The sequence below is a fragment of the Stappia stellulata genome, from assembly GCF_020176715.1.
GTDB lineage: Bacteria > Pseudomonadota > Alphaproteobacteria > Rhizobiales > Stappiaceae > Stappia.
Window position 1 is genome coordinate 42,720 of the sequence record NZ_JAIVMF010000007.1, and the last position, 14,553, is coordinate 57,272.

16 protein-coding genes are annotated in these 14,553 nt (G+C 68.1%); 11 read left to right on the top strand and 5 right to left on the bottom strand.

Annotation, left to right across the window (positions count from 1 at the left end; all coding sequences use genetic code 11):
• Positions 1-5: 5 nt before the first annotated feature.
• Positions 6-530 (bottom strand): glycine cleavage system protein R, encoded by a 525-nt coding sequence (locus LC092_RS10360; RefSeq protein ID WP_224806453.1) that lies wholly within the window; start codon positions 528-530, stop codon positions 6-8.
• Positions 531-636: 106 nt separating this feature from the next.
• Positions 637-1,155 (bottom strand): cupin domain-containing protein, encoded by a 519-nt coding sequence (locus tag LC092_RS10365; RefSeq protein ID WP_224806454.1) that lies wholly within the window; start codon positions 1,153-1,155, stop codon positions 637-639.
• A gap of 407 nt (positions 1,156-1,562) precedes the next feature.
• Here LC092_RS10365 and LC092_RS10370 point away from each other — a divergent pair, with 407 nt between their 5' ends.
• The 9 genes from LC092_RS10370 (at position 1,563) to LC092_RS10410 (ending at position 9,546) form a co-directional block, all read left to right on the top strand.
• Positions 1,563-1,808 (top strand): DUF6732 family protein, encoded by a 246-nt coding sequence (locus LC092_RS10370; protein WP_224806455.1) that lies wholly within the window; start codon positions 1,563-1,565, stop codon positions 1,806-1,808.
• On the top strand, positions 1,805-2,923 hold the full coding sequence (locus LC092_RS10375) for a sirohydrochlorin chelatase (protein WP_224806456.1): 1,119 nt from the start codon (positions 1,805-1,807) through the stop codon (positions 2,921-2,923). The genes LC092_RS10370 and LC092_RS10375 overlap by 4 nt, the downstream gene beginning before the upstream one ends.
• 2 nt (positions 2,924-2,925) lie before the next feature.
• Complete coding sequence (locus tag LC092_RS10380; RefSeq protein ID WP_224806596.1) at positions 2,926-3,582, top strand: precorrin-8X methylmutase; 657 nt, start codon at positions 2,926-2,928, stop codon at positions 3,580-3,582.
• Positions 3,583-3,611: 29 nt separating this feature from the next.
• Positions 3,612-4,817: a precorrin-6y C5,15-methyltransferase (decarboxylating) subunit CbiE gene (gene cbiE / locus LC092_RS10385; protein WP_224806597.1), complete on the top strand. Its 1,206-nt coding sequence runs from the start codon at positions 3,612-3,614 to the stop codon at positions 4,815-4,817.
• Positions 4,814-5,572, top strand: a complete 759-nt coding sequence (gene cobI, locus LC092_RS10390) for a precorrin-2 C(20)-methyltransferase (RefSeq protein ID WP_224806457.1) — start codon at positions 4,814-4,816, stop codon at positions 5,570-5,572. The genes cbiE and cobI overlap by 4 nt, the downstream gene beginning before the upstream one ends.
• Positions 5,542-7,362 carry a precorrin-3B C(17)-methyltransferase gene (gene cobJ, locus LC092_RS10395; RefSeq protein WP_224806458.1) on the top strand — a complete coding sequence of 607 codons (1,821 nt, stop codon included), beginning with the start codon at positions 5,542-5,544 and terminating at the stop codon, positions 7,360-7,362. Before cobI ends, cobJ begins: the two co-directional genes overlap by 31 nt.
• Positions 7,359-8,132: a precorrin-4 C(11)-methyltransferase gene (gene cobM, locus LC092_RS10400; protein WP_224806459.1), complete on the top strand. Its 774-nt coding sequence runs from the start codon at positions 7,359-7,361 to the stop codon at positions 8,130-8,132. Before cobJ ends, cobM begins: the two co-directional genes overlap by 4 nt.
• A gap of 72 nt (positions 8,133-8,204) precedes the next feature.
• On the top strand, positions 8,205-8,831 hold the full coding sequence (locus tag LC092_RS10405) for a class I SAM-dependent DNA methyltransferase (protein WP_224806460.1): 627 nt from the start codon (positions 8,205-8,207) through the stop codon (positions 8,829-8,831).
• Between the two features lie 85 nt (positions 8,832-8,916).
• The gene (locus LC092_RS10410; protein WP_224806461.1) at positions 8,917-9,546 is read left to right on the top strand and encodes a class I SAM-dependent DNA methyltransferase; all 630 of its coding nucleotides are present in this window, start codon (positions 8,917-8,919) and stop codon (positions 9,544-9,546) included.
• A gap of 7 nt (positions 9,547-9,553) precedes the next feature.
• Here LC092_RS10410 and LC092_RS10415 read toward each other — a convergent pair whose 3' ends face one another.
• Entirely contained in the window at positions 9,554-10,849 is a 1,296-nt protein-coding gene (locus tag LC092_RS10415; RefSeq protein ID WP_224806462.1) for a cobyrinate a,c-diamide synthase, read from the bottom strand.
• Positions 10,846-11,718, bottom strand: a complete 873-nt coding sequence (gene cobA, locus LC092_RS10420) for a uroporphyrinogen-III C-methyltransferase (RefSeq protein ID WP_224806463.1) — start codon at positions 11,716-11,718, stop codon at positions 10,846-10,848. The genes LC092_RS10415 and cobA overlap by 4 nt, the downstream gene beginning before the upstream one ends.
• 125 nt (positions 11,719-11,843) lie before the next feature.
• Between cobA and LC092_RS10425 the strand changes: the two genes are divergently transcribed.
• Both LC092_RS10425 and LC092_RS10430 read left to right on the top strand, forming a co-directional pair.
• Positions 11,844-12,977 carry a cobalt-precorrin-5B (C(1))-methyltransferase gene (locus tag LC092_RS10425; protein WP_224806464.1) on the top strand — a complete coding sequence of 378 codons (1,134 nt, stop codon included), beginning with the start codon at positions 11,844-11,846 and terminating at the stop codon, positions 12,975-12,977.
• On the top strand, positions 12,965-13,708 hold the full coding sequence (locus LC092_RS10430) for a cobalt-precorrin-6A reductase (protein ID WP_224806465.1): 744 nt from the start codon (positions 12,965-12,967) through the stop codon (positions 13,706-13,708). Before LC092_RS10425 ends, LC092_RS10430 begins: the two co-directional genes overlap by 13 nt.
• Positions 13,709-13,739: 31 nt before the next feature.
• Here the strand turns inward: LC092_RS10430 and LC092_RS10435 are convergent, their stop codons facing one another.
• Positions 13,740-14,525, bottom strand: coding sequence for a WecB/TagA/CpsF family glycosyltransferase (locus LC092_RS10435; RefSeq protein ID WP_224806466.1), 786 nt, complete (start codon positions 14,523-14,525; stop codon positions 13,740-13,742).
• Positions 14,526-14,553: the final 28 nt, after the last annotated feature.

Below are 14,553 nucleotides of genomic sequence, written 5' to 3' on the forward strand. Positions count from 1 at the left end.
CCGGCTCAGCCGATATCGGTGAAGTCGATCTCCGCCATGAGGTCGCCGGCGAGATCCTCCAGCGCCTGCGACAGCGCGCCGGTCTCAAGGTCGACGGGAAGCACCACGTCGACCTCGGCGCGGAACATCCGCTCGCCGCTCATTGATCCGGCATAGACCTCGGTCGACAGGTTGGTAATGCTGACCGAGTGGTCGGCGAGCGCCGCCGACAGGGCCTGGACGATGCCGGAATGGTCCTGGCACATCACGCTGATGCGGGCGGCCTGTCCGTGCGATTCGTGATCCGTCTCGCCACGCTTCACGGTGATGGTCAGGCCGTCTCCGGCAAGCGCTGCCAGTCCGCTTTCGAGAGCGGCGATCCGGGTGTCGGGCGCTTCCACCCGCACGATGCCGGCAAATTCGCCCGCCAGGCGCGCCATGGAACTCTCGATCCAGTTTCCGTCATGGCTGGCGACAACGTCGGCGATCCGGCGCACGAGGCCGGGCCTGTCGTCGGCGATCACGGTCAGGACGAGTGAAACTGTCGACATGGTGCGTCTCCCCTTGTGTTTTGCGGGCAGACTAGAACATCGGGCGCAAAAGTGGGACCGGTTTTCGGGTCCGAGGGCGGTGCAGCACCGAGAGGGGCGTGCGGTGTTACGAAGCCTTGCGCCGGGCCGGGACGTTCCGCGTTCCGAAGGCAACGGTGTAAAGTTGCTCGGCGATCGAGGACAGCTTGTTCAAGACCTTGAGCGGCAAGCGGGCATAGGTCGGCACCACCGTATGGCAGAAGGCGACCTTTCGGACATAGCTCGGCACATGCCATTCGAACCATGTGAAGGCCGGAAAATAGGCCGTATCGCCTGCGGTCAGTTCGCGGACCTCGCCGTCGGGACCCGTCACGGTGACGCCGCCCTCCAGAATGAACACCGCTTCCTCGCAGCCGAAATACCAGTTGAACCGGCCGGCCGTGCAGTCCCACACGGCCATGGTCGCGCCTGCGTCAGACCCTTCCGCGATCTGCGCGACCCGGGCCTCGGGCGCGCCTTCCAGGATCCAGTCGGGATCGATCGGGGCGGGGGCAAGCTCCAGCCCGTCGAGGCGCGCGTGGGTGAGACCGGCCGCGGTGCGTGCGGAGCTTGGCAGGAGTGACGATTGTCCTTTGCCGGTGAGCATATGCGGCGCATTCCCTGTTCGATGGATCAGCCCATGCACGCTAGACGGGAAATGGTGAAGATCCGGTTTCGCGCTTTGCGACAATTGTTCCTTTTCGACGGGCGGTGCCAGGGGGCGTCGCGATTCGGGCTTGATGGCCGCGCGCCCCTCAACTAGCGTGCGCGGCCTGGGAACACTTCCCTTCGACGGCGTCCCGAAAGGGGCTGAAAACGAGTCCGGTGGCGACCGACCCAATTCGGGGGTCCAGTCCGGAGCTGTCCGACCGGTGACCTGGCTTGCGCGCAAGACGCGGGGTCGGGATGTGCGGCCGGTCGACCGGTTTCCAGTCTCCCGGATCAGCATCGTTGCAGGGGCATGCCACAGTTCACCCGTGCGTTTCGCAAGGGTCGATGAGGGAGCCTATTGAGATGAAACGCATATTTGCCTCGTCTGCCGGTCTGGCGCAGCTTGCTGCGAGTGCGACCGCCGCGCAGGCTCATGGCGGGCATGTCGGCGAACTGGCCGGTCACGCGCATTGGGTCGGCATCGCCGCCGTCGCCGCAGCAGCCGCGCTCGCCGCCGGTGTGGCGCTGGCAGGACGCGCCCGGCGCGGCGCATCGCAAGACGACAACACGGATACGGCGGACGCGAAGCCGGAAGAGAGTGCAGCATGATGGCGGATGCATTGATGGACCCGGCGCAAAACGGTGAAAAACTCGGCCTGATGATCTGCGGCCACGGCAGCCGCAATCGCGGCGCGGTGCAGGAGTTCGCACAGCTCGCCGAAGGCCTGCGCAGCCGCTTTCCCGGCTGGCCGGTGGAATACGGCTACCTCGAGTTTGCCAATCCGGTGATCAAGGACGGTCTGGACAAGCTGCGCGATCAGGGCTGCACGCGCATCCTCGCGGTGCCGGGCATGCTGTTTGCCGCCGGTCACGCCAAGAACGACATCCCGTCCGTTCTCAACACCTATCAGGCCCAGCACCCGGGCGTGACCATCGACTACGGCCGCGAACTGGCCGTCGACCCGCGGATGATCCGCGCCGCCGGCGCGCGTATCCAGGAAGCGCTCGACGCCAGCGACAGCGACGTTCCGCTGCATGAGACGCTGCTGATGGTGGTGGGTCGCGGCGCCTCCGACCCGGATGCGAATTCCAACGTCGCCAAGATCACCCGCATGCTGTGGGAGGGCTTCGGCTTCGGCTGGGCGGAGACCTGCTATTCCGGCGTCACCTTCCCGCTGGTGGAGCCGGGGCTGGAACATGCCGCCAAGCTCGGCTATCGCCGGATCGTCGTCTTTCCGTATTTCCTGTTTTCCGGCGTGCTGGTGTCGCGCATCTACAACCGCACCGACGACGTCGCGGCACGTCATCCGGAGATCGAGTTTCTCAAGGCGGGCTATCTGAACGACCATCCGCAGGTGATCGACACGATGGCGGACCGGGTGCGCGAGATCCTTCAGGGCTCGAACCTGATGAACTGCCAGATGTGCAAATACCGCGAGCAGGTGCTCGGCTTCGAAGAGGACATCGGCCGGGCGCAGGAAAGCCACCACCATCACGTCGAGGGACTTGGTGCGGAAGCCGAATGCCAGCTCTGCGACGTGACCTGCACCGGCGCCTGCGAGGCCCAGCCGCGGGAGCATCATCATCACCACCATGGCGATGGCCATGACCATCACCACCACGATCATGGCGACGGTCATCACCACCATCATGACCATCACCATCCGGTCTATCCGCATGCGGATCATCCCCTGGGGCCGAAGTCGATGAGGCGCGACGGGTGAGCATGACGCCTGCCGGCAGCTACGACTACGAACGCGATCCGGCGGCGATCTATCGCCAGTCCTTTGCCATCGTGCGCGCCGAAGCCGATCTCGAGGCCGTGCCGTCGGAGCTTCATCCGGCGGCGATCCGCATCATCCACGCCTGCGGCATGCCCGATGTGGTCGCCGATCTCGCGTGGAGCGCGGGCGTCGCGCAGGCGGTTGCGGGCGCGCTGGCAAAGGGCGCGCCGGTTCTTGCCGATGTGCGCATGGTGACGGAAGGCATCATCGCGAGCCGCCTGCCCGCCGCCAACGAGGTGATCTGCACGCTGAACGACGCGCGCGTGCCGGACTTTGCCAAATCGCTTGCGACGACCCGGTCCGCTGCCGCGGTCGAGCTCTGGCGCGAGCGGCTCGACGGCGCGGTCGTCGTCATCGGCAACGCGCCGACGGCGCTGTTTCACCTGCTGGAACGGCTCGCCGACTGGGACGTCCGCCCGGCGGCGGTCCTTGGCTTTCCGGTCGGGTTCGTCGGCGCGGCGGAATCGAAGGACGCGCTCGCCGACAATCCCTTCGGCCTTCCCTATCTGGTGCTGCGCGGCCGGCGCGGCGGATCGGCGATTGCTGCAGCCGCGCTCAACGCGCTCGCCGGTGGCGTACCGGAGGAGGCCGCACCGTGAGCGAGGAGGCTTCGACTGACGCGGGCGCGATGTCAGCCCCCTGGCTGACGCTGATCGGTCTCGGCGAGGACGGCTGGGACGGCCTGTCGCAAGTCGCACGCGCCACCCTGCGCGATGCGACGAGGGTTTACGGCGGGGCGCGTCACGCGAAACTCCTCGTCGTCAACGGCATCGACGTCACGCCCTGGCCCTCGCCCTTTCACGAAGGCCTGGAGACGCTGCTTTCGGCGCGCGGCACGCCGACGGTGGTGCTTGCCAGCGGCGATCCCATGTGGTTCGGCGTCGGGGCAACGCTTGCCCGCCGTCTGTCGCCCTCCGAGATGATCATCCTGCCGGGGCAGTCCTCACTGTCGCTTGCCGCGTCCCGTCTTGGCTGGCCGCTGCAGGACGTCGAGATCGTGTCGCTGCATGGCCGGGCCATCGACAGTTTGCGCGCGCATCTCTGTCCCGGCGCCCGTTTGCTGTGCCTGACCTCCAACGGCGCGGCTGTCGATGCGATTGCCGACCTTCTGGCCGACGAGGGCTATGGCGCAAGCCGGCTGACGGTTCTGGAACATCTGGGCGGCCCGCGCGAGCGCATCGTCACCGGCACGGCGGAAAGCTGGGACGATGCGGTTGCCGATCTCAACGTGCTGGCGATCGAGGCAAGGGCCGTGCGCGACACGCCGTTGCGCGCCCGCGTGCCGGGACTTCCGGACAACGCCTTTCGCCACGACGGCAAGATCACCAAGCGCGAGGTGCGCGCCGTCACGCTTGCTCGCCTCGCGCCGGTTCCCGGAGCGCGTCTGTGGGACATCGGCGCCGGCTCGGGCGCGGTCTCCATCGAATGGCTGCGCGCCGCGCGCGGCACCTCGGCCATCGCGCTGGAACCCAACGACGAGCGTCGGGCCGTGGCACTTGCCAATGCGGCCGCCCTCGGCACGCCGCAGCTTGACCTGCGCAGCGCTGCGGCGCCGGAGGGGCTGGATGGGCTCGAGCCGCCGGACGCGGTGTTTCTGGGCGGTGGCCTCACGGCACCGGGCATCGTCGATGCCGTCTACGGGGCGCTTGTTTCCGGCGGCCGGCTGGTTGCCAATGCGGTCACGCTGGAAAGCGAGGCGGTGCTTTTGGCGGCCCACGCGCGGCTTGGCGGGGACCTCACCCGCATTGCCATTTCCCGGGCAAGCCCCGTCGGCGGCCTCACCGGCTGGCGGCCCCTGATGCCCGTCAGCCAATGGAGCCTGGTGAAACCGTGAGCGATGCTTCCAAATCCGCGGTGCAGCCTGCCGCCGGCACGCTCTATGGTGTCGGTCTCGGTCCGGGCGACCCGGAGCTGATGACGCTGAAGGCGCATCGGCTGATTTCCAACGCGCGCATCATTGCCTATCCCGCGCCCGACGATGGCGAGAGCTTCGCCCGCTCCATTGCGGCGGACGCAATCCGTGCCGATGCGCGCGAGATCCCCATTGTCGTGCCGATGCGCGTCGAGCGCTTTCCCGCGCAGGCCGTCTACGACAAGGCGGCCGAGGAGATCGGCGCGGCACTCGCCGCCGGCCACGATGTGGTGACCCTGTGTGAGGGCGACCCGTTCTTCTACGGCTCCTTCATGTATCTGTTCGAGCGCCTGTCGCCGCGTTTTGCCTGCGAGATCGTGCCGGGTGTCACCTCGCTGACCGCCTGTGCCGCGCGGCTCCAGCGCCCGCTGACCGCCCGCAACGACGTCCTCACCGTGATCCCGGGCCCGCTTTCGGATGACGAAATCCGGCCGCGGATCGAGGCGGCCGGCGCCGTGGCGATCATGAAGGTCGGCCGCCATCTGGACCGCCTCGCCCGGCTGCTCGACGACATGGGACTTCTTGCCCATGCCGGCTATGTGGAGCGGGCGACACTGGCGAGCGAGAAAGTGATGCCGCTTGCCGACATTCGCTCCGACGCCGCACCGTATTTTTCCATGATCCTGATCTACAAGGGAGATGAAGCGTGGATGCTTCCGCCGCAATCCTCGTCCTGACGCCGGCTGCCGAGGCGACCGCTCGCCGGGTGGCGGCCGCGTTGCCTGGCGCGACGCTGCACGGCCTTGCCCATCGGGTGCCGGGCCTCGATGCGTCCTTTGCCGAAACGCTCAATCATATCCGCACGCTCTATCAGGCGGGCACGCCGATCATCGGCATCTGCGCCTCCGGGATCCTTATTCGCGCGCTGGCCGCAGTGATCTCCGACAAGCGGCTCGAGCCGCCGGTGCTTGCGGTCTCGGAGGACGGTGCAAGCGTGATCCCGCTGCTTGGCGGGCACCGCGGCGCCAATTCGCTGGCGCGACAGGTCGCAGAGGCGCTGGACGGTCACGCGGCGATCACCACCGCCGGCGACACGGCACTCGGGATCGCGCTGGATTCCCCGCCGGCCGGCTGGTGGCTCGCCAATCCCGAGCACGCCAAGGGCTTCATGGCGGAGCTTCTGGCAGGCAGCGCGGTCAGGATCGAGGGCAATGCGGACTGGATCGCGCGCTCGCGGCTCGCGATCTCCGACAAGGCCGATCTGACGATTTGCCTGACCGAAAAACGCCGCGTGCCCGATGACAGGACGCTCGTCTATCACCCGCGCCGTCTGGTGGTCGGGGTCGGCTGCGCGCGCGGCTGCGACGCGGAAGAACTTGTCACGCTCGTGCGCGAGACGCTGCTCGACGCAGGCCTGGCGGAAGGCGCCGTGGCGCTTGTCGCAACGCTCGATCTGAAGGCCGACGAGCCGGCGATGAACGCGCTGGCTGACGCGCTCAAGGTGCCGCTGCGGGTGTTCGACGCCGCGACGCTGGAGGCCGAGACGCCCCGACTGCAAACGCCGTCGGAGGTCGTTTTCGCCGAGGTCGGCTGCCACGGGGTGAGCGAGGGGGCGGCCCTTGCCGCCGTCGGCGCGCAAGGGCGCTTGCGCGTTGCCAAGCGCAAGACGGCGAATGCCACCGTCGCCGTGGCCGAGGCGCCGGCGCCGCTGAAACCCGCCGAGATCGGCCGCGCGCGCGGCCGGCTGTCGGTGATCGGCATCGGTCCGGGGCGCGACGACTGGCGCACGCCGCAATCCTCCCGCCTTCTGGCGGAAGCCGATGAGATCGTCGGCTATTCGCTTTATCTCGATCTCGTCGCGCCGCTCATTCAGGGCAAGCCGCGTCACGCCTTTCCGCTTGGCGCGGAGGAGGAGCGCGTGCGCTTCGCGCTGGAGCGCGCCGGCGAGGGGCGGTCGGTCGCGCTGGTCTCGTCGGGAGATGCCGGCATCTACGCCATGGGCGCGCTGGTCTTCGAACTGCTCGACAGGCCGGTGACCGACGGTGGCGTCTCGGATGCGGCGCGGCGGATCGAGGTGATCAACGCGCCCGGCATTTCCGCGCTTCAGGCGGTCTCCGCGCTGATCGGCGCGCCGCTCGGCCATGACTTCTGCACGATCTCGCTTTCCGATCTTCTGACCCCCTGGGAGGCCATCGAGCAGCGCCTCAAGGCGGCCGCCGAAGGCGATTTCGTCATCGCCTTCTACAATCCCGTCTCCAAGCGCCGCCGCACCCAGCTTGCCGCCGCCCGCGAGATCTTGCTGGCGCACAGGCCTGCCGATACGCCCGTGGTGCTCGGCGTCAACCTGGGCCGCGAGGGCGAGACGGTCCGCGTCACTACGCTGGAAGCGCTCACCGTCGACGAGGTCGACATGCTGACCACCGTGCTTGTCGGCTCATCGGCGTCGAGGGCGGTGATGACAGGCAGCGGCAAACCCTTCGTCTACACGCCGCGCGGCTACGCCAAGCGCATCGAGGAAAAGCTATGACCGTTCATTTCATCGGCGCGGGGCCGGGCGATCCGGATCTCATCACCGTGCGCGGGTTGAAGCTCATCCAGAGCTGCCCGGTCTGTCTCTATGCCGGCTCGCTGGTGCCTGAAGCGATTGTCGAGGCGGCCCCTGAGGGCGCACGCGTGATCGACACGGCGCCGATGACGCTCGACGAGATCATGGCCGAGATCGAGGCGGCGCATGCGCGCGGCGAGGATGTCGCCCGCGTTCATTCCGGCGACCCCTCGCTCTACGGCGCGATCGCCGAACAGATCCGCCGCCTCAAGGCCAAGGACATCCCCTTCGACGTCACGCCGGGCGTGCCGGCCTTCGCGGCCGCCGCCGCCGCATTGGGCCAGGAACTCACCGTTCCCGAAATTGCCCAGACCGTGATCCTGACCCGCACGGCGATGAAATCCTCCGCCATGCCCGAGGGCGAGGATCTGGTAACGCTCGGCCGGTCGGGCGCGACGCTTGCGATCCATCTGTCGATCCGCAATCTGCGCGAGATCGAGCGCCAGCTCAGCCCCCTCTACGGGGCCGATTGCCCGGTGGTGGTCGCCTATCGCGTCGGCTGGCCGGACCAGGCCTTCATCCACGGCACGCTCACCGACATTCGCGACAAGGTGCGCGAGGCCAAGCTCACCCGCACCGCGCTGATCTTCGTCGGCCGTGCGCTGGAGCCTGCAGCCGACTTCCGCGACAGCGCGCTCTATCACGCCGACCATGTCCATGTGCTGCGCCCCAAGCGCAAGGCAAAGAGCTGATTTTCCAGCCGAATTTGCACAAGCCACCAGTCTTCCCCTAGGATCGGCCAAGTCGAACAGGGGAGGACTGCCATGTCGCCGGAAAATCCGTTGCTTGTGCGCGCCATCTCGCTCGGGGGCGACAAGCGGAAGATCACCGAGTTTTACGACGAGTGGGCGAAGGCCTACGATCACGACATGATCGACACCATCGGCTATGTCGGCCACGTGGTCACGGTCGAGGCGTTGGCGCCGCTCGTCTCCGGCGACGCGGAAATTCTCGATGCCGGCTGCGGCACCGGTCTCGTTGCCATCGAGCTGAAGAAGCGCAACCCGGACCTGCGGATCGACGGCATCGATCTGACGCAGGGCATGCTCGACGAGGCCGCGAAAACGGGCGCCTACCGCCGGCTGGTGCCCGGCGATCTGACGAAGACGCTTCCCTTTCCCGACAACAGCTATGACGGCATCATCAGCGCCGGCGTCTATACCAACGGCCATGTCGGGCCGGAGGGGATCGAGGAACTCGTGCGCGTCGCGAAGCCCGGTGCGCCCATCGTGCTGACCGTGCGCGATACGGCCTGGGAGGCGGACGGCTTTGACGTTCATATCGCCGATCTGGAAAAGGCCGGACGCATTCGGGTGCGCGAGATCACGCACAGCCCCTATCACGCCAACGAGGGGATCTTCTGCCATTTGTGCACGCTGGAAGCGGTGTGACGGCGGGGCGCATCCGCTCGCCGATTTGTAATTTCGTTCAATATTTCCTAGGCTTGTCGAATATCAGCCAAAGGAGAGACACGCCATGGAGCCGGACAATCCGCTCTTGAAACGCGCCTATGCCCTTAATGGCAACGCCCGCGAGATCCGCGCGCTCTACCGCGACTGGGCCGAGAGCTACGATGCCGACACGGTCGAGGGCATGGGCTATGTGGCGCCGGACGAGGCTGCCGCAGTCCTTGCCGGCGAACTCGACGGGACCGCGCTGGTGCTCGATGCCGGCTGCGGGACGGGCCTGGTCGGCGAGGCGCTGAGCCGGCAGGAGGTCTCCGGTCTGCTGATCGACGGCATCGACCTCAGCGCGGGCATGCTGGAACAGGCGGCGGAAAAGAATGTCTACCGCAAGCTGTCGGAAGCCGATCTCACCAAGCCGCTCGACATGCCCGCAAACAGTTACGACGGTGTCGTCAGCGTCGGCGTCTTCACCAGTGGCCATGTCGGGCCGCAGGCGATGGAGGAGCTTGCGCGCGTTGCGCGACCCGGCGCGCCGGTGGTCGTCACCGTTCACGAAAAGGTCTGGGAGCCGGACCGCTATGCCGACCATCTGAAGGCGATGGAGAAAAGGGGGCTGGTGCGCGTGCGCGCCATTCGCGATGCCGCCTATCATGAAAAGGAAGGCTATTCCTGCAAGCTATGCGTTCTGGAAGCTGCGTGAGGCGCGCTTAGCGCCCGCAAATGACATGGGCGAAGGAGCCCATGACGGTTCCCACCCGCAACCCCATGTCGGCAAGCGCTGCGCCGGTGGCGTCTTGGGCCGAAAACAGCCGCTCCGCCGCGCCCTCCTGCGTGGTCGAGGCATAGTGGAACTCATGCGCCGCGAGCGGGCCGGCAAAGGGTGTGGGCCCGAGCGGTGTCAAAACCCGGTAGCCGAGGTGCAGCTTGCGCTTGGCGAAGCTCGTCTCCAGCGGCAGGAGCCCGGCCATGGCGTGGCGGGTTCCCTCCGCGTCGGTCAGGCCTTGCCCCAGCGTCATGTAGCCGCCGCACTCGCCATAGACCAGCGCGCCGCGCGCTGCAGCGGCCCGCAGGCCCTCCAGAAAGCTCGTGGCGGCGGCAAGCTTGCCGGTGTGCAGCTCCGGATAGCCGCCCGGCAGATAGACGGCATCGGCGGTCGCATCCGGGGCCTCGTCGGCAAGCGGAGAGAACACCGTCAGTTCCGCGCCCGCCGCGCGCCAGCCCTCAAGCAGATGCGGATAGCAAAAGGCGAAGGCGATGTCGCTGGCAATGGCGATCCGTTGGCCGGGCGGCGGCAGCAGCGAGGGGGCCGGTGCCGCCGCAACAGGGGCTGAGAGCGCGCGCAGCGCGTAGAGGTCGATATGTTGCGTGCAGATCGCGGAGGCTGTCTCCAGGAACGCCCCGAGATCGGCGTGTTCCTCCGCCTGCACCAGACCCAGATGCCGTTCCGGGAGCGAAAGGGCGCCATCGCGCGGCAGCGCGCCCAGAACCGGAATCCCGAGCGGGGCGAGGGCTGTGCGCAGCATCGCCTCGTGGCGCGGACTGCCGATGCGGTTCAGGATCAGCCCGGCGATGGTGATATCCGCGCGGTGGTCGCGAAAGCCGCGCACGAGGGCTGCGACCGATTGCGCCTGTTTCGCGCAGTCGATGACGAGCACGACCGGAAGGCTCAGGATCGCCGCAAGATCCGCCGCCGATCCGCTCCCGTCCGCCGCCCCGTCGAACAGCCCCATCGCGCCCTCGACGAGCAGGAACTCCGCGTCCTGGCCGAAGCGCGACGCCAGTCCCCGGATCGCGCCGGGCTGCATGGCCCAGGCATCGAGGTTGACGCAAGGGCGTCCGCTGGCGGCTTCATGAAATCTCGGGTCGATGTAGTCCGGGCCGGATTTGGCGGAGGCGACACGCACCCCGGCGCTCTTCAGCGCGCGCAGCAACGCAAGCGTCAGCGTCGTTTTGCCCGCGCCGGAGCCCGGTGCCGCGATCAGCAGGCCGCCCGGCGCGCTCATCCGGTTTCTGAAGCTTGCCTGAGATCGAGCGGGTCGGGATCGAGACTGCGCCCGGCAATGGCGCCCAGCCAGTCGAGTCCGGCGCGCAGGCGCACGACCTCGCCGACGCAGACGATGGCCGGCGGTTCCAGCGTGGCCGCGGCGGCGTCCTCGGCGGCCCGCGAAAGCGTGGTCTCCAGCACCTGCTGATTGGCGAGCGTGCCGTTGCAGACGATGGCCACCGGCTCGTCGGCGCCGCGTCCGGCGTCGAGCAGGTTCTGCGTGATCTGCGCCAGATGCTTCATCGCCATATACATGACGATCACCGGAGAGCCCTTGGCGATGGCCTCCCAGTTGATCGCCGAGGGGGCGAGGCCCGTCTGGTCATGGCCGGTCAGGAAGGTGACCGCCTGGTTGGTGTCGCGGTGGGTCGCCGGGATGCCGGCATAGGCAAGCCCGCCGATCCCGGCGGTCACGCCTGGAATGATGCGAAACGGCACGCCGGCGCCAACCAGCGTCAGCGCTTCCTCGCCGCCGCGTCCGAAGACGAAGGGGTCGCCCCCCTTCAGCCGCAGCACCCGGTGGCCGGCGCGGGCGTAGTCGATCAGCTTGAGGGAGATGTCGCGCTGCTTGGGGCTCGGCTTGCCGCCGCGTTTGCCGGCGTAATCGATGATCGCGCCGGGTTTGGCGAGGTCGAGAATGCTGGTGTCGACCAGCGCGTCATAGACGATGACGTCGGCGTGGCGCAGGCCGTTGAGGACATGCAGCGTCAACAGGCCGGGATCCCCGGGACCCGCGCCGGCCAGCCACACCCAGCCCGCCTCGAAATCGGGGAGGCGCAGCCGGGACGGGTCGAGGCCGTCTGTGAGATCGTTGGGCGTCGTTGTCATGTCTCTCCGGTTTTACGACGCACAGGCGCCCGCGCCAAGGTCAACTTGCGTCGCCTGTTATTGAAATCGCGACCTTGGTGCCCTTTGCCGTGACGCTCGTCGCGGCCCGCCCTATAGTCCCGCGCATGAACGCGAAGGCCACCACAGAGCTGCGCCGGGGATGGACGACGGGCGCCTGCGCCACGGCGGCGGCCAAGGCCGCCTATCAGGCGTTGCTGACCGGCGCCTTTCCCGATCCGGTCGAGATCGTCCTGCCCAAAGGCGAGCGTCCGGCCTTTGCGCTTGCCCGCGAGGAACTCGCGGAAGACGCGGCGCTGGCGGCCATCGTGAAGGACGCGGGCGACGACCCCGATGTCACCCATGGCGCGCTGGTGATCGCGCGGGTGCGCCTTGCCCCGGCCGGCAGCGGCGTGGTGTTTCGCGCCGGCGAGGGGGTGGGAACGGTCACCCGCGAGGGCCTGCCGATCCCGCCCGGCGAGCCGGCGATCAATCCGGTGCCCCGCCAGATGATATCGGCGGCCATCGCGGAGATAGCCGAAGCCTTTGGCGGCAGCGGCGATGTCGAGGTGGAGATCTCCATTCCCGGCGGCGAGGCGCTGGCACAAAAGACGATGAACCCGCGGCTCGGGATCGTCGGCGGATTGTCGATCCTAGGCACCACCGGCATCGTGCGGCCGTTTTCCTGCGCCGCCTGGATCGCCTCCATTCATCGCGGCGTCGACGTGGCGCGGGCCGCCGGGATCACCCATGTCATCGGCGCCACGGGGGCGACCTCGGAGACGGCCGCGCAGGCGCGCCATCCCGAGCTTCCCGAGATGGCCCTGATGGACATGGGCGACTTCGCCGGCGGCCTGCTCAAGTATCTGCGTGCACACCCCGTGCCGCGCCTCACGCTGGCCGGCGGCTTCGCCAAGCTGGTGAAGCTCGCCCAGGGCGCGCTGGATCTCCACTCCGCGCGCAGCCAGGTCGATTTCGAGGCCCTGGCCGAGGTGTTGCGCGGCGCGGGCGCCCGGCCCGAACTGGTCGAGGCGGCGCGCACGGCCAACACCGCCAAGGAAGTGCTCGACCGCGCCGAACGCGACGGCGTGGATGTCGCCGGCGCGGTGGCGCGCGCGGCGCACGCCTCGGTGCGCAAGGTGCTGCGCGACGCGCCGGTCGATCTGGAGGTCCTGGTGGTCGACCGCGCCGGCCGCATCGTCGCCGAAGTGCCCTTCGAATCCGCGCCGCCGGCATCGGAGGACGCGGGATGCGCCTGCTGATTCTCGGCGGAACCGGGGACGCGCGCGCGCTTGCAGCCCGGCTTGGCGAGGAGGAACGGCACTCGGTCATCGTCTCGCTCGCCGGTGCCGTGGCGCGTCCCGAGGTCTATGGCGCGCACACCAGAATCGGCGGCTTCGGCGGCGTCGAGGGCCTTGTGGCTTACCTGCGCGAAAATTCAATCGACGCGGTCGTCGACGCCACACATCCTTTCGCACGGACCATGTCCGCCAATGCGGTCGCGGCCTGCGACCGCGCGGGCGTTGCACTTTTGCGGCTCGACCGGCCCGAGTGGCGACCTGAGGCCGGCGACGACTGGAGGGAGGTCACCGATCTGGGCGAGGCGGTGGCGGCGCTTCCCCATGGCGCGCGTCCCTTCCTTGCCATCGGTCGCAAGGAAATCGGCGTCTTCGCGCCGCGCGGCGATCTTTTCTGCCTGATTCGGATGATCGACCCGCCGGCGCCCGACCAGCCGTTGCCGGCGGGACGGCTGGTGCTTGGCCGTCCGCCAGAGGACGCGCACGTCGAGGTCGCGGCGTTTCGCGATCACGGCGTGACCCATGTGGTCACCAAGAACAGCGGCGGCCCCTGGGGCTACGCCAAGATCGAGGCGGCGCGCCGCCTCGGGCTTCCGGTGGTCATGGTGCGGCGTCCGCCCTGTGCCGGCGCGCAGGCGGTTGCCGACACGCAGGCGGTTCTGGCGTGGATTGCACGCCTGTCGGAGCGATGCTGAGGGTCTTCAGGGTCAGGGTCAGGGTCAGGGACTAGCTGCGGGCGAAGCGGGACGAAATCCACAGGCCGCCGATCTTCCACAGATAGCGCACGACGCCCAGCGTGTATCGTCCTCCGAGGCGTTTTGGCTCCTGCAGGAAACGGAAGACCCATTCCAGCCCGTATTTGCGCATGGCGCTGGGCGCGCGCGCGACCTCGCCGGCGGTGAAGTCGAACAATGCGCCGACACCCAGCATGAGCGGGACGTCGAGGGAGGGGGCCAGCGCCTCGATGAGATGTTCCTGTTTCGGGTTTCCCATGGCGACCAGCAGGATGTCGGGGGCGGCCGAATTGATTCCGGCGACAATTTCCGCGTGGGAGTCGGGACCGAAATAGCCGTCGCGATGGCCGCAGATTACAATTCCGGGGTATGCGGCAGCGAATTCTTCGGCCGCGCGCGCGACGATTTCCGGCTTTGCGCCAAGCAGATAGACGCGCGTTCCCGACGGGGCCGCGGCGAGCAGGGCGGGCACGAAGTCGGTGCCGTTGAGATTGTCTGGAAAGCCTTCGCCGGTGAGGAGCCTGGCGCCGATTTCCGCGCCGATCCCGTCGTTGAGAACGAGAAAGCCGTCGAGCGTTTGCGCGAATTTCGGGTCGTCCATCGCCAGCAGCAGACCATGCGCATTGGCGAAGGCGACGCGCAGCGCCGGACCGTCCGGCACATGCGCCAAGAGCTCTTGAATGGCTTGCGCCTGTGTCAGTCTGGCCACGGCAACCGGGCCGATGCGAACCTGCGCCAGCGGCCTGGGTGCGTGTTCGGTTTGACGCTCGTTGCTCATGACCCTCGCTCTCGTGATGCGCGTCGCA

Excerpts from the sequence above, each read along its gene's own strand:
- LC092_RS10435 (WP_224806466.1), bottom strand. The coding sequence starts at position 14,525 with ATGAGCAACGAGCGTCAAACCGAACACGCACCCAGGCCGCTGGCGCAG.
- LC092_RS10410 (WP_224806461.1), top strand. The coding sequence starts at position 8,917 with ATGGAGCCGGACAATCCGCTCTTGAAACGCGCCTATGCCCTTAATGGC.
- cobA (WP_224806463.1), bottom strand. The coding sequence starts at position 11,718 with ATGACAACGACGCCCAACGATCTCACAGACGGCCTCGACCCGTCCCGG.
- LC092_RS10365 (WP_224806454.1), bottom strand. The coding sequence starts at position 1,155 with ATGCTCACCGGCAAAGGACAATCGTCACTCCTGCCAAGCTCCGCACGC.
- LC092_RS10360 (WP_224806453.1), bottom strand. The coding sequence starts at position 530 with ATGTCGACAGTTTCACTCGTCCTGACCGTGATCGCCGACGACAGGCCC.
- LC092_RS10425 (WP_224806464.1), top strand. The coding sequence starts at position 11,844 with ATGAACGCGAAGGCCACCACAGAGCTGCGCCGGGGATGGACGACGGGC.
- LC092_RS10415 (WP_224806462.1), bottom strand. The coding sequence starts at position 10,849 with ATGAGCGCGCCGGGCGGCCTGCTGATCGCGGCACCGGGCTCCGGCGCG.
- LC092_RS10405 (WP_224806460.1), top strand. The coding sequence starts at position 8,205 with ATGTCGCCGGAAAATCCGTTGCTTGTGCGCGCCATCTCGCTCGGGGGC.
- cobM (WP_224806459.1), top strand. The coding sequence starts at position 7,359 with ATGACCGTTCATTTCATCGGCGCGGGGCCGGGCGATCCGGATCTCATC.
- LC092_RS10375 (WP_224806456.1), top strand. The coding sequence starts at position 1,805 with ATGATGGCGGATGCATTGATGGACCCGGCGCAAAACGGTGAAAAACTC.
- LC092_RS10380 (WP_224806596.1), top strand. The coding sequence starts at position 2,926 with ATGACGCCTGCCGGCAGCTACGACTACGAACGCGATCCGGCGGCGATC.
- cbiE (WP_224806597.1), top strand. The coding sequence starts at position 3,612 with ATGTCAGCCCCCTGGCTGACGCTGATCGGTCTCGGCGAGGACGGCTGG.
- LC092_RS10430 (WP_224806465.1), top strand. The coding sequence starts at position 12,965 with ATGCGCCTGCTGATTCTCGGCGGAACCGGGGACGCGCGCGCGCTTGCA.
- LC092_RS10370 (WP_224806455.1), top strand. The coding sequence starts at position 1,563 with ATGAAACGCATATTTGCCTCGTCTGCCGGTCTGGCGCAGCTTGCTGCG.